Source organism: Cryobacterium glucosi (assembly GCF_004402235.1).
Classification (GTDB): Bacteria; Actinomycetota; Actinomycetes; order Actinomycetales; family Microbacteriaceae; genus Cryobacterium; species Cryobacterium glucosi.
Genome location: NZ_SOFS01000019.1, coordinates 484,180 through 497,525, shown reverse-complemented (window position 1 = coordinate 497,525; position 13,346 = coordinate 484,180). Strand labels below are relative to the sequence as shown.

Genomic DNA, 13,346 nt, shown 5'->3' with positions numbered 1-13,346 from the left:
CATGCGCCCGAACCCGATCCGGGGTCGCCGGGTCGCGGCATCCGCCCTCGGAATCGCTGCGCTCGCCATGTCACTCGCCGTTTCGGGCGTCGCAGCGCCGGCAAGCGCCTCGGCTGGCGCCACTCCGATCGCCCCCGTCGACCTGCTCCTCAGCACCGATGGCGTGACGTTCGCGACGACGCTCAACGCCGGCCTCTTCGACGGCCTCGGCCTGCTCGTCCCGCGCGGCAGCCAGCAGGCCGCCCTCTGGGTGCGCAACCCGACCGCCGCGCCAGCCGAGGTGCGGGTGAGCGCGCACGACGTGCTGCTCCCGTCCGGCGGATACGCCGATCACATCACTCTCGCCGCGTGGAACTCCGGAACCGGCGACACCCTCACCCGCACCCTCCGCAGGCTCGATAGCTGCGCGATCGTCGTGCCCTCGCAGCCGATCGCGGCAGGCGGCACGATGAAACTCGTCGTCACGTTCACCATGGCGGATGTCTCCGGCACTGTCGACCAGGGAGCGAGCGCGAGCCTGGGCTTGCTCGTGGCGATGCGGGATGCCGTTGCCGGCCCGTTCGCGGCGTCTCCGTGTGACGATCCGGGAACGGTCGTGCCGGCATTTCCCGGCGCTCCGCCGACGCCGTTGACCCCGACCGCCACGACTCCGACGGCGTACCCGGCAGTCGTCGGCAGCGGAATCCTCGCGCACACCGGCGTCGAACCGCCCGCACCCGTGCTGGTCGTCGGCGGCCTGTTGCTCGGGATCGGCATCTTTCTCCTGCTCGCCCGCCGTCGCCGCCCTGAGGAGGACCGCGAATGACCAGCACCCAGCTTCAGTCTGCACCGGAACACTCGCCGGCACCCGCGGCATCCGTGCCCGGTGCGGCCGCGAACGAGGCCCCTGCGCCCGTCGACCCGCCCGACAAGAGCCTGCTGCACTACCTCGGGCTCGCGGTCAGCGGAGCGATCCTGCTCCTCGTGGTCGCCCTCGCGCTGCTGCTGATCGTGGTCCCCAAGGTCACGGGGTCGACCCCGCTCACCGTGCTGACCAGTTCGATGGAACCCACCCTGCCGCCCGGAACGCTCATCATCGTGCGCCCGGTCACCCCGGACGAGATCCGCATCGGCGACGTCGTCACATACCAGATCCGCTCGGGGGAGCCGGGCGTCATCACCCACCGGGTCACCGCGATCAGCTCGAGCTCCGAAGGCGGACGCACCTTCACCTTCAAGGGCGACAACAACAGCGTCGCCGATGCAGACCAGGTGCTTCCGGTACAGATCCAGGGGCGCCTCTGGTACTCCGTGCCGTGGGTCGGCTGGGTCAACAACGCCGTCAACGGCCAGAGCCGCAGCTGGATCGTGCCCATCGTCGCCGGGCTGCTGTTCGCCTACATGGGATACATGTTCGCGAGCGGCGCCGTGTCCGCGCTGCGCAAGCGCCGCCGCGCGGCCGCCGCCGTGGCCGCCGGGGCCGCGAGGATCGCGTCTACGCCCGAGCCTGCTGCGCCCGGGTCGCCATTGCGTTGAGCACGTCGATCAACTGGTTCGCGTAACCGACCAGGATCGCGATCTGGTCCTCGTCGCGTTCGATCCAGCGGCATTCCGGCTGCGACCGGATCGGCACGAAGTCCCGGTGCTGCTCCCAGACCAGCAGCGTGCGATCGGCGCCGAGTACGTACTGCTGCCACCAGACCTGCCGCATATAGGAGCGCGGGATGCTGCGCCACGCCTTGTTCGTCGTCTTGATCTCCGAGAGTTCGAGCGTCCGGGCATCCGTGCCCACGCCGTCGGGGGTCGCGAGGTGGCGGCGGTGGCCGGCGGCATGGAACAGGGTCGTGCTCGGTTCGATGCCGTAGTTGTCGAGTACCCAGGACGCGATCACGGGCTCGCGAGCGCGACCGTGGTCGGTGTAGGTGTTGCCGCCGAAGTTGCTGCCGTTCATCTTGTCGTTGGCCGCGTTCTGCACCGATTTGGGAGTGGCGAGCTTGGCGACATCCGTGGCCGTGATGCCCTGGTTGCGGGCGCGCATCCAGGCCGCCCAGTCCGTTGAGTCGGCGACGATGCGCAGCAGGTGCGGGGCGATCGCCGGCGCAGCGACTGCTGCGGTGACGGCGGCGACGGATGCTGCGGCTGCCGAGGAGACCGTGAGTGACCCTGCCGGCTCAAAAAGCGGGAGCAGGGTATCGGTCACCCTCCCCATTGTGCCAGCCGCGACCGCCGTTCCCGCCCAACCGATCCGTCGAATTGGTTGGGCGCGGGGTGCGAACGATGGGGCGGCAGGGGAGGGGCAGAGCGGGCGCGAACCCCATTCACAGGAGCGCCAAGGTCCCCGCATAGGCTTTTCATAGAAAGCTCGCGATACTGAGATCTATGAGCACACGTGAAACAGACCACTCGACCCGCGGGCCGCGTCTCCACAAGGCCGACGGAAGCCCCATTCGAGTGCTCGTCGTCGACGACGAACCCACGCTCACGGATTTGCTCTCGATGGCCCTCCGTTACGAGGGCTGGGAGGTGCGCACCGCAGGCGAGGGACGCCAGGCGCTGACCATCGCCCGCGAGTTCCGGCCGGATGCGATCGTGCTCGACATCATGCTTCCCGACATCGACGGCCTCCAGGTGCTGCAGCGCGTGCGCGCCGACGGCTATGAGACTCCCGTTCTCTTTCTGACCGCGAAGGATTCCCTCGACGACCGCATCGCCGGCCTCACCGCGGGCGGCGATGACTACGTCACCAAGCCGTTCAGCCTCGAAGAGGTCGTCGCCCGGCTGCGCGGCCTGATCCGCCGCTCGACCCTGGCCGTGTCGGACTCCGTCGACCCGCGCATCTCGGTCGGTGACCTCACCCTCGACGAGGACAGCTACGAAGTCTCCCGGGCCGGCGACGCCATCGAGCTCACCGCGACCGAATTCGAACTGCTCCGTTTCCTGATGCGCAACCCACGCCGCGTGCTGAGCAAGGCCCAGATCCTCGACCGGGTCTGGAGCTATGACTTCGGCGGCAAGTCCTCCGTCGTCGAGATCTACATTTCGTACCTGCGCAAGAAGATCGATGCGGGACGCGAGCCGATGATCCACACCGTGCGCGGTGCGGGGTACATGCTGAAAACCGCGTGATGACGCCGACCGACCGGCCGGATTCGCTCGACCCGGCTGACGCGGCTGACCCGACCCACGCGGCTGACGCGGCTGGCGTGGCTGACGTGGCCGACGTTGCCGACCGGACTGACCCGTTCGACCCGGCCGGCTCGCCCGCACGACCCGGCCCGCAGCATCCGTCACGTCGACCGCAGTGGGTCGGCCGCCCGCGGTGGCTGCGGCGTCCGCTCTGGCTGCGACCCGGACGCGCCCCCTGGACCCTGCGCCGCCGGCTCGTGCTCGCCGTCGTCGGCCTGCTCGCCCTCGTGAGCATCTCGATCGGTGTCGTGAGCGTCACCGTGCTGCGCGCCAACCTGCTCGCGGGCCTCGACCAGCAGGTGAGCTCCGCCGCCGAACGGTCGCACTCGATGCTCGAGGGCCGCCGCGACAACGACCTCGGCGCCGCGCTGCCGGTGTTCGTGCCCTCCGCGAGCGTCATCCTCAACGGCCCCGGCCAGCCGGGCACTCTCGCCCTCGTCTTCTACGATTCCACCCTCACAGCCGGCTACACCGACGACACCGGCACGATCGTCGCACTCACGGCCCACCAGGTCGACCTCCTCGTGCAGAAGGCCGATATCCTCGCGAGCCAGACCGGTACCGCGCAGCCCGTCACCGTCGACCTCGGCGGCGATGTCGGCAACTACCGGATCCTCGCAAGTTCGAGCCGCACCGGCACCCTCTCGATCGTCGGCCTCCCGCTCAGCACGGTCGACGGCACCGCGACGCAGCTCGCCATGATCATCGGCGTCGTCTCCCTCGTCGGCATCATCGTCGTCGCGATCCTCGCGATGTGGATCGTGCGCCTCGCACTTCGCCCGCTGCAGCGCGTCACGGCAACGGCCGCCCGCGTCTCGGAGCTCCCGCTCGACCGCGGCGAGGTCAGCCTCGTCGACCGGGTCCCCGCCGCGGACACCGACCCCCGCACCGAGGTCGGCCAGGTCGGCTCCGCGCTCAACCGCATGCTCGACCACGTCGACCTCGCCCTCGAGACCCGGCAGGCGAGCGAGAACAAGGTACGGCAGTTCGTCGCGGATGCGAGTCACGAGCTCCGCACGCCCCTCGCCTCGATCCGGGGTTACTCCGAGCTCACCCGGCGCTCCGGCCAGGAGCTGCCGCCGGACGCCCTGCATGCCCTCAGCCGGATCGAATCCGAGTCGGTTCGGATGACCGGGCTCGTCGAGGACCTTCTGTTGCTCGCCCGCCTCGACGAGGGCCGCGAACTCGAACACGGCACCGTCGACCTCACGAGCCTGCTCGTCGACGTCGTCAGCGATGCGCACGCGGCCGGCCGAGACCGGGTGCTCAACCTCGAGCTTCCCGATGAGCCGATCCAGGCCATTGGCGACACGCCCCGGTTGCACCAGGTCTTCACCAACCTGCTCGCGAACGCGCGCATCCACACCCCGCCGGACACGACCGTCGAGGTCGCGCTGTCCGAGCAGGACGGCCGTGCGATCGTGACCGTGACGGATGACGGCCCCGGCATCCCGGCGAACCTGCAGACGACCCTCTTCGAGCGTTTCGCCCGCGGCGACAGCTCGCGGTTCCGCGGAACCGGAAGTACCGGACTCGGCCTCGCCATCGTCCAGGCTGTCGTGACCGCGCACCAGGGAGAGGTCACGGTGTCGAGCCGGCCGGGCCGCACCGAGTTCCGAGTGTCGCTCCCGCTCGCCTGACCCGCGGCGTGGCGCGGGCTACGGGGTGTTGAGCTGGGCGAGGAGCGTGGCGAGCTGGTGCAGGTCGTCCGTCGGCCAATCGCTCAGGCGCTTGTGCACGATCGCGGTCTCACCGTTCCGTACGGCGTCGAGTTTGGCCCGTGCCAGGTCTGTGACGGCGAGGAACCGGGCGCGGCCGTCGTCCGGGTCGACTTCCGTGCGCACGAGACCGAGTTCGCAGAGCTGCTTCGCCTGGCGGCTGATCACGCTCTTGTCCACGTAGAGCGCAGCGGCGACCGCGCTCGAGTGCGTCGGCCCGTAGCGCTCGATGTGGCGCAGGAGCTTGAACGCGAACGGCTGCAGCGACGCGTCGATGAAGAGCGCGGCATCCCGCATGCTCGCCCGGATCAACCCGGCGAGCACGCTCAGCTGCTCCTCGACCTCGGCGATCGCCGTCGCCGACTCAGCGCCCGGTGCGTGCTCCCGCTCGTCGGTGTGCGTGGACGCTGTCGGAGTCCCCTGGATCATGGTCACAGACTACTGACTCTGTGCGCGCCGGGCTGGTCGTCCCGCGGCAGGTGAATCACCCCGGTCGGGTTGTTGAGCCCGGCGGGGGCGAGGCCGGCGGATGCCGCGCTCACCTCGATCAGGATGTCTTCCATCTCCTCGACCTCGGTTTCGCGCTCGGCAGCGCGCCCGGCTTTGTCCTCTGCGGCGCGCTCCGCGGCAGTCACGCCGGTGTGCCCGGCCGACGTGCCGTCCCCGGAACCTTCGCGGGCCCTGGCAATGCCCGTCTTCCGGCCGAGGGACGCGTTCGGCAGCAGGGTGACCATCACGAGGGTGATCACGGCGAGCGGGATGCCGAGAAGGAAGACCGTGCCGACGCCGGACCCGTACGCGGATTCGACGAGGGTGCGCACCGCGGCCGGGAGGTCCGCGATGCGCGGGATGGCGCCGGAGCCGAGCGCGCTCGCCGCGGCCATCTTGTCGGCGGCGCTGAGCGCGCCGACGCCGTCGGTGATGTGCTGCGCGACCGCCGTGCCGAGCACGGAGCCGAGCACCGAGACGCCGATCGTTCCACCGAGGCTGCGGAAGAAGGTGACGCTGCTCGTGGCGACGCCGAGGTGCCTGACCTCGATCGAGTTCTGCACGACGAGCACGAGGTTCTGCATCAGCATGCCGAGGCCGGAGCCGAGCACGAACATGTAGACGCCGACGAGCACGAGATCGGTCCGGTAGTCGAGGGTCCCGAGGAACAGCAAGCCGACGATCACGAGCGCTCCGCCCGAGACCATGATCGCCTTCCACTTGCCCGTGCGGCTGATCAGGGTGCCGAACGTGACCGAACAGATCAGGTAGCCGCCCATCATCGGGATGGTCAGCAGGCCGGACTGGGTCGGCGTGGCTCCCCGGGCGAGCTGCATGTACTGGCTGAGGAAGACGGAGGTGCCGAACATGGACACGCCGACCGAGATGCTCGCGATCACCGCGAGGGTGAAGGTGCGGTTCTTGAACAGGGTGAGCGGGATGATCGGCTCGCTGACCTTGAACTCCACGAACACCGCGGCGACGAGCAGCACGACAGCGCCGCCGACCATCAGGAACGAGGGCACGGATGCCCACTCGAACTGGGTGCCGGCGATGGTCACCCAGATCATCAGGAGCGACATGCCCGCAGTGATGAGGATCGCGCCGAGGTAGTCGATCTTGACGACCCGCTTGACCCTGGCCGGGAGGTGCAGGGTGCGCTGCAGCAGGATGATCGCAAGGATCGCGACGGGCAGTGCGATAAAGAAGTTCCAGCGCCAGCCGAAGGCGTCCGTCACGACACCGCCGAGGAGCGGACCGCCCACGGTGCCGAGGGCGAGGACCGCGCCGAAGAGACCGGCATAGCGGCCGCGGTCACGGGGGCTGATGATGTCGGCCATGATGATCTGGCTGAGCGCGGCGAGGCCGCCGGCGCCGAGGCCCTGCAGCACCCGGAAGCTGATCAGGGTGCCGGTGTTCTGCGAGAAGCCCGCGAGTGCGGAACCGAGGACGAACACCACGAGGGAGAGCTGGATGAGCAGCTTGCGGTCGAAGAGGTCGGCGAACTTGCCCCAGATCGGCGTGCTCACGGTCGTCGCGAGCAGGGTCGCCGTGACGACCCAGGTGTATGCGGACTGGTCACCGTGCAGGTCGGAGAGGATGAGCGGCAGCGACGTGCTGACGACGGTCCCGGCGAGGATCGAGACGAACATGCCCATCAGCAGGCCGGAGAGGGCCTCGAGTACCTGCCGCTTCGACATCGGCGTGTCCGAGTCGCGGTGGGGGAGGGGCTGCCGGTCCTGCGGGTTCTGCGGTGGAGCGGTACGAACGGATGAAACGCGAGACATGAAACTCCTGGGGCGTGTAATTGACAAGCATCAACTATATCTCGATAGTGGACTCAGGTCAACTACCTATGCCGTTCCGCTCACGGGCTGAGGGGCGGATGCCGCGATTTGCGCCCGCCAGCGGCATCCGTTACAGTGAACGAAGCCAAAGACCGCCGGTTGTCGCTGCCCAGTAATGGACGGTGACCGAAGGTTCACTCATGTGAACAGCCCGCGCAGGAATCGAAGTTCAGTTTCAGTTCGCAAGGACTGCTCAGCTCCGGCGCTTGCGCTGGGGCTTTTTTCATGTCTGCGCCCCGGGCTACCGGCACATGAAACCAAGAGGAGCGCCATGGCGAACAAGGAAGCAACGGTCGCCGAGCTGACGGAGAAATTCCAGAGCTCGACCGCCGTTCTGCTCACCGAGTACCGCGGTCTCACTGTTGCGCAGCTCAAGACGCTGCGCGTTTCCATCAGTGCGGACGCCACGTACGCCGTGGTAAAGAACACGCTCACCAAGATTGCGGCCAACAACGCCGGCATCACGTCGTTTGACGACGAACTCGCCGGCCCGTCCGCCATCGCCTTCGTGCACGGAGACCCCGTCGCCGTCGCGAAGACCCTGCGTGCCTTTACCAAGGCAAACCCTCTCCTGGTAGTGAAGGGTGGTTACTTCGACGGTAGCCCGCTCACTGCCGAAGAGGTAGGCAAGCTCGCCGACCTCGAGTCCCGTGAAGTGCTGCTGGCCAAGCTGGCCGGCGCGTTCAAGGCCTCGCTGTTCGGAGCCGCATATCTGTTCAACGCACCGCTTTCGAAGGCTGTTCGCACCATCGAAGCACTGCGTGAGAAGCAGGAGTCCGCGAACCAGGCATAGGCCTGCTAGCGGTGAGTAACTAAGAAACTATAGGGAGAATAATCATGGCAAAGCTTTCCACCGAAGAATTGCTCGAACAGTTCAAGGGCCTGACCCTCATCGAGCTTTCCGAGTTCGTCAAGGCGTTCGAGGAGACCTTCGAGGTCACCGCAGCAGCCCCCGTCGCCGTCGCCGGTGCCGCTGGCCCCGCCGCCGCCGTTGAAGAGGTCGAAGAGCAGAGCGCCTTCGACGTCATCCTCGAGTCCGTTGGCGACAAGAAGATCCAGGTCATCAAGGTTGTGCGCGAGCTCACCAGCCTGGGCCTCGGCGAGGCCAAGGCCGTTGTCGATGGCGCGCCGAAGGCCGTCCTCGAGGGCGTCACGAAGGAAGCCGCCGAAAAGGGCAAGGCTTCCCTCGAGGCCGCCGGCGCCACCGTCACCCTCAAGTAGTCGGGCCCCCCAGGGGGTTCACTCGAGGTCGACAGGCGTCAGCCGTTCGATTCGCAACACGCCGAGGGCGTCGCATCCACTGGATGCGGCGCCCTCTGCTGTTTAATCCGACCGAACCCGGGCGCGGGCCGATGTCCATAGCCGGGCTATGGACATAGATAGCCAAGCTATGTACAGTGGGGGAATGCCTTCTGACCTTCCCGCACTCCTCGGTGACCTGATCACCGTGAACCACCGGCTCACCCGGGTCGCCGCCCACGCCGCGGACAGCCGGGAGTCGCCGGCCGTCTGGCGCACCCTGAGCGTGCTCCGCCAGCTCGGCCCGATCCGCCTCGGCGAGATCGCCGCCCGCAGCCGCATCTCGCAGCCGACCGCGACCAAGCTCGTCGCACACCTCGTCGAACGCGGCTGGGCCGCCCGTCTCGCCGACCCGCTCGACGCCCGCGTCACGAGCACCGTGATCACTGCTGCCGGCAACGCAGCGCTCTCCGCCTGGCGCAGCGAACTCGCCGAAGCCCTCCTGCCGATGTTCGACGGGCTGGCGGATGCCGAGCTCGCCACGATCCGCAACGCCGTCGACATCCTGCGCGAACGCCTCGACGGCAGCGAGGTGCCCGTGGAGCGGGTGCCCACCGCGGCCGTCACTACGGCACGTGTGCCTGCGTCTGAGCCTGGCCGTCCGGCCGGAGCCCGCGCATGAGCCGCGTGACCGCGCTGGCGGAACACGGAACCCCTGCCGCAACCGACGTGCAGGGACGACGGGAAGGCGCCGGCAGCATCCTGCACCAGCCGACCGCGGTCTGGGCCGTCGCCTTCGCGTGCGTGATCGCGTTCATGGGCATCGGCCTCGTCGACCCGATCCTGCCTGCGATCGCCCGCGACCTCGCCGCGAGCCCGACCCAGACCGAGATGCTCTTCACGAGCTACCTCGTGATCACCGGGATCGCGATGTTCTTCACGAGCTGGCTGTCCAGCAGGATCGGCGCCAAGCGCACCCTGCTGATCGGCCTCGCGCTCATCATCGTGTTCGCGCTCGCCGCCGGCCTGTCGCAGAACGTCGAGACCATCATCGGCTTCCGCGCCGGCTGGGGCCTCGGCAACGCCCTCTTCATCTCGACCGCGCTCGCGACCATCGTCGGCGCGGCATCCGGAGGCACGTCCTCGGCGATCATCCTCTACGAGGCGGCCCTCGGGCTCGGCATCGCGATCGGCCCGCTCATCGGCGGGCTGCTCGGCAGCATCAGCTGGCGAGGGCCCTTCTTCGGCAGTACGGCGCTGATGGCGATCGGCTTCGTGGCGATCATCGTGATGCTGAAGAAGGAGCCGCAGAAGCCCGCGCCGATCCGGCTGTCAGCACCCTTCCGGGCGCTCGCCCGGCCGGGGCTCGGCATCCTCGCGAGCGCGGCCCTGTTCTACAACATCGGCTTCTTCGTGCTGCTCGCGTACACGCCGTTCGCGCTCGTGCCGCTCGGCCTGGGCAGTGCGATCACCCTCGGCCTGGTCTTCTTCGGCTGGGGCATCTCGCTCGCCGTCACCTCGGTCTGGGTCGCCCCGCTCCTGACCAGGCGGATGCGCCGCAGCCGGGTGCTCTGGCTCGTGCTGCCCCTGCTCGCCCTCGACCTCGCGGCAGCGGGCGTGCTGATCGGCTCGGCCACCGGTGTCGTCACGTGCGTCATCGTCGGCGGGCTGCTGCTCGGCGTGCTCAACACCGTGCTCACCGAATCCGTGATGGAGGCGACCGACCTGCCGCGCCCGGTAGCGTCCTCGGCCTATTCGGGCGTGCGGTTCCTCGGCGGGGCGATCGCGCCGCCTGCCGCAACCCTGCTCGCGGAGTTCTTCGGGCCGGCGGTCCCGTTCTACGCCGGGGCGGCATCCGTCCTCGTGGCCGTCGCGATTCTCGTGCTCGGCCACCGCCACCTCGCCCGTGCTGACGGTGCGATGGAGGACGAGCTCGAAGAGGCAGAGGCGATCGGCGCCGGAGACAGCTAACTGCGTGGCCGGTGCGGGCCGCTCGTGCTCGACCGGATCACGAGGTTCGTCGGCAGCACCGTGAGGTATCCGTCTTCCTCGAGCCTCGCGTCCGCGTCCGTCGGGCGCGCGAGTTCGGTCAGGAGCGCGCTCACGGCGAGGCGTCCCTGCCTGCGTGGATGCTGCTCCAGGGTCGTGAGGCGGAACATGTCCGCGTACGGATGCCCGTCGATGCCGATCACGGACAGCTCGGCCGGCACCTGGATGCCGAGTTCCCGCGCCGCGACGATGACGCCGATGGCGATTTCGTCGCTCGCGGCGAAGATCGCGGTCGGACGGGTACGCGGGTCGCCGAGCACGGACAACCCCACCTCGTAGCCGCCGGGCATGCTGAATTCGCAGGGGTAGAAGCATCGGTCCGTCGAGCGGCCTGCGTCGCGCATGGCGGAGTAGAAGCCACTCAGGCGCTGGCTGTGCACCCGGAAGTCCATCTCGTCGATCGGATCTCCGCCGACGTGCACGACGTCGACGTGGCCGAGGCCGAGCAGGTGTTCGGTCGCGAGCCGCGCTGTCGCGACATCGTCGATCGCGATCGTGTGCACGTCCCTGATCGGCCCGCCGATGCCGATCAACGGCCTCCCGAGGCGGTGAAGTCGATCGACCTCCGCCTCGCTCAAGGCGACGCCGACAGAGATGACCCCGTCGAACCGCTTGCGAGCGAGGAAGTACTCGAAGACGCTGTCGCGTTCGGCGGACGCTGCCGGGAGGTTGTAGAGCGTCATGTCGTAGCCCTCTGCGAGCAGGGCCTGTTCCAGGCTCTCGAGCACCTCGGAGAAGAACCACCGGCTGATGAACGGGATGATCACGCCGACGTTCTTCGTGCGCCCGGTCACGAGGCTCGCGGCGTTCGGCGAGGCGACGTAGCCGATCTCCCTCGCGGCCGCGACGACCCGGAGCCGCGTCGCCTCCGAAACGTAACCGCGACCGCTGAGTGCGCGGGATGCCGTCGCTTTTGCAACGCCTGCGAGGCGTGCCACGTCGGCGATTGCGCTCACGACTCGTCCTCCTTTGGATCGGTAACGAAAGAGTAGCGCTCCTTTCGCTGTTACTGGAACCGGTTCCAGCAGAAAAGGCTGAACTGTGACACTTTTAATGCCCGCGTGTGCGTGGTCGCGCGATCATCGCCGGAATCTTTGCGATTTCGTGACAAAGATTGTCTTGCCAATCCCGCTGACCTCCCGTAGTTTGTGATGTGGAACCGGTTCCTTACTTACGAAGGCAGGGGAATCGGATACCCGGCACGATCCCGTATTGCAGTTCTTGATTCCCGCAGTACATTCCCGCAACACAGTCCCGCATCACATTTCGGTACGTGAACCGCATAGCTCGCGTACCCGCATCACTCAATGAGGAGAAACGCATGAGCGTGAAGCAGCACCGCCGGCTCTACCTGCCGCTGGCCACCGCGGCCGTGGTCGGACTCGCCCTGACCGGATGCACAGGCGACATCGCCGCATCCAGTTCGTCGTCGTCCAACTGTGCCGACTACGCGTCCTACGGGACGTTCAAGGACAGCCCCGAGGTCAAGATCGGTGGCACCATCCAGGACGTCGAGGCCGATCGCCTCGTCAATTCCTGGGCCGACTTCCAGTCCTGCACGGGCATCAAGGTCACCTACCAGGGCACGAAGGAATTCGAAGCCCAGATCGCGGTGCTCGCCGAGGGTGGCAACGCTCCCGACATCGGCATCATCCCGCAGCCGGGCCTCTTCAACAAGCTCGCTGCTGCCGGCTTCCTCAAGAAGGCGCCGGCCGCCGTCGAGGCGAACGTCGACAAGTGGTGGTCGAAGGACTGGAAGGGCTACGGCACCGCAGCTGACGGCACCTTCTACGCCGCCCCGCTGATGGCGAGCGTCAAGGGCTACGTCTGGTACTCGCCTGCGGAATTCAAGGCCAAGGGCTACGAAATCCCGAAGACCCTCGATGAACTGACCGCACTCACCGCGAAGATCGCGGCCGACGGCGACCACAAGCCGTGGTGTGCCGGTGTCGGATCAGGTGACGCAACCGGCTGGCCGGGAACCGACTGGGTCGAGGACTACGTGCTTCGCCAGGCCGGCGCGGACACCTACGACAAGTGGGTCACGCACAAGATCCCGTTCAACGACCCCGCCATCGTGAAGGCGTTCGACTCCGTCGGTGCGATCCTCAAGAACCCGGACGACGTCAACGGTGGTCTCGGCGATGTCTCGTCGATCATCTCCACGCAGTTCGGCGACGCGGGCCTCCCGATCCTCGACGGTAAGTGCTCCCTGCACCACCAGGCCTCGTTCTACGAGGGCTTCTGGAAGAAGGCGGACGGCTCCGCGGTGACGGTTTCCCCCACGGGCGATGTCTACGCGTTCCTGCTTCCCCCGGTCAAGGCCGGCGGCGACCAGGCGGTCACCGGTGGCGGCGAGCTCGTCGGAGCCTTCAAGACGAGCGACGCGATCACCGCGACGCTCACCTACCTGTCCAGTGACACCTGGGCGAACAACCGGGTCAAGGAGGGCGGCGTGATCAGCGCCAACACCGGCCTCGACCCCGCGAACGCCTCGAGCGACCTGCTCAAGCAGAGCATCACCATCCTGCAGGACCCGAAGACGGTGTTCCGTTTCGACGGTTCCGACCTGATGCCCGGTGCCGTCGGCACCGACTCGTTCTGGAAGGGCATCGTGTCCTGGCTGAGCGGCGACAGCAGCCAGAAGGTCACGGACACCATTGAGGCGAGCTGGCCGAAGAGCTAGTTCCCCGGGGCATCCGCTAGCGGATGCCCCAACCGGGGCGGGGCCTGCCGAGAAGTCGGCGGGCCCCGCCACCCGCCTCCCGCACGACCGCACCACCTGCACCACCCACAAGACCTCCACGCGACCCCTCGCACGACCGCTTCGCGCACGATT

13 protein-coding genes are annotated in these 13,346 nt (G+C 67.9%); 9 read left to right on the top strand and 4 right to left on the bottom strand.

Annotated elements, in window-relative coordinates:
• Window position 1: 1 nt before the first annotated feature.
• Both E3O46_RS10880 and E3O46_RS10875 read left to right on the top strand, forming a co-directional pair.
• Window positions 2-805: an LPXTG cell wall anchor domain-containing protein gene (locus E3O46_RS10880; protein ID WP_134558061.1), complete on the top strand. Its 804-nt coding sequence runs from the start codon at window positions 2-4 to the stop codon at window positions 803-805.
• Window positions 802-1,515 (top strand): signal peptidase I, encoded by a 714-nt coding sequence (locus tag E3O46_RS10875; protein WP_134558060.1) that lies wholly within the window; start codon window positions 802-804, stop codon window positions 1,513-1,515. Before E3O46_RS10880 ends, E3O46_RS10875 begins: the two co-directional genes overlap by 4 nt.
• Here the strand turns inward: E3O46_RS10875 and E3O46_RS10870 are convergent.
• On the bottom strand, window positions 1,475-2,071 hold the full coding sequence (locus tag E3O46_RS10870) for a YqaJ viral recombinase family protein (RefSeq protein WP_370361370.1): 597 nt from the start codon (window positions 2,069-2,071) through the stop codon (window positions 1,475-1,477). The two genes, E3O46_RS10875 and E3O46_RS10870, sit on opposite strands and share 41 nt — an antisense overlap.
• Window positions 2,072-2,358: 287 nt before the next feature.
• Between E3O46_RS10870 and E3O46_RS10865 the strand changes: the two genes are divergently transcribed.
• Together E3O46_RS10865 and E3O46_RS10860 are read left to right on the top strand one after the other, a co-directional pair.
• Complete coding sequence (locus E3O46_RS10865) at window positions 2,359-3,105, top strand: response regulator transcription factor (RefSeq protein ID WP_134446731.1); 747 nt, start codon at window positions 2,359-2,361, stop codon at window positions 3,103-3,105.
• Entirely contained in the window at window positions 3,105-4,805 is a 1,701-nt protein-coding gene (locus E3O46_RS10860) for a sensor histidine kinase (protein WP_134446901.1), read from the top strand. The genes E3O46_RS10865 and E3O46_RS10860 overlap by 1 nt, the downstream gene beginning before the upstream one ends.
• Before the next feature lie 18 nt (window positions 4,806-4,823).
• Here the strand turns inward: E3O46_RS10860 and E3O46_RS10855 are convergent, their stop codons facing one another.
• Window positions 4,824-5,312: a MarR family winged helix-turn-helix transcriptional regulator gene (locus tag E3O46_RS10855; protein ID WP_134561685.1), complete on the bottom strand. Its 489-nt coding sequence runs from the start codon at window positions 5,310-5,312 to the stop codon at window positions 4,824-4,826.
• Between the two features lie 2 nt (window positions 5,313-5,314).
• Window positions 5,315-7,072, bottom strand: coding sequence for an MDR family MFS transporter (locus E3O46_RS10850; protein ID WP_134561720.1), 1,758 nt, complete (start codon window positions 7,070-7,072; stop codon window positions 5,315-5,317).
• Between the two features lie 418 nt (window positions 7,073-7,490).
• Between E3O46_RS10850 and rplJ the strand changes: the two genes are divergently transcribed.
• The 4 genes from rplJ to E3O46_RS10830 all read left to right on the top strand — a co-directional run bounded on the left by rplJ (window position 7,491) and on the right by E3O46_RS10830 (window position 10,429).
• A complete protein-coding gene (rplJ, locus tag E3O46_RS10845) occupies window positions 7,491-8,012 on the top strand; it encodes a 50S ribosomal protein L10 (protein WP_134446735.1) in 522 nt (173 codons plus the stop codon).
• 44 nt (window positions 8,013-8,056) lie between these two features.
• Window positions 8,057-8,440: a 50S ribosomal protein L7/L12 gene (gene rplL, locus E3O46_RS10840; RefSeq protein WP_134446737.1), complete on the top strand. Its 384-nt coding sequence runs from the start codon at window positions 8,057-8,059 to the stop codon at window positions 8,438-8,440.
• Window positions 8,441-8,624: 184 nt separating this feature from the next.
• A complete protein-coding gene (locus E3O46_RS10835) occupies window positions 8,625-9,140 on the top strand; it encodes a MarR family winged helix-turn-helix transcriptional regulator (RefSeq protein ID WP_134561684.1) in 516 nt (171 codons plus the stop codon).
• Window positions 9,137-10,429: an MFS transporter gene (locus tag E3O46_RS10830; protein WP_134558057.1), complete on the top strand. Its 1,293-nt coding sequence runs from the start codon at window positions 9,137-9,139 to the stop codon at window positions 10,427-10,429. Before E3O46_RS10835 ends, E3O46_RS10830 begins: the two co-directional genes overlap by 4 nt.
• Here E3O46_RS10830 and E3O46_RS10825 read toward each other — a convergent pair.
• Window positions 10,426-11,463, bottom strand: coding sequence for a LacI family DNA-binding transcriptional regulator (locus tag E3O46_RS10825; protein WP_134446743.1), 1,038 nt, complete (start codon window positions 11,461-11,463; stop codon window positions 10,426-10,428). The genes E3O46_RS10830 and E3O46_RS10825 overlap by 4 nt on opposite strands.
• 365 nt (window positions 11,464-11,828) lie before the next feature.
• Between E3O46_RS10825 and E3O46_RS10820 the strand changes: the two genes are divergently transcribed.
• The gene (locus E3O46_RS10820; protein WP_134446745.1) at window positions 11,829-13,193 is read left to right on the top strand and encodes an ABC transporter substrate-binding protein; all 1,365 of its coding nucleotides are present in this window, start codon (window positions 11,829-11,831) and stop codon (window positions 13,191-13,193) included.
• The last annotated feature ends 153 nt before the right edge of the window (window positions 13,194-13,346 follow it).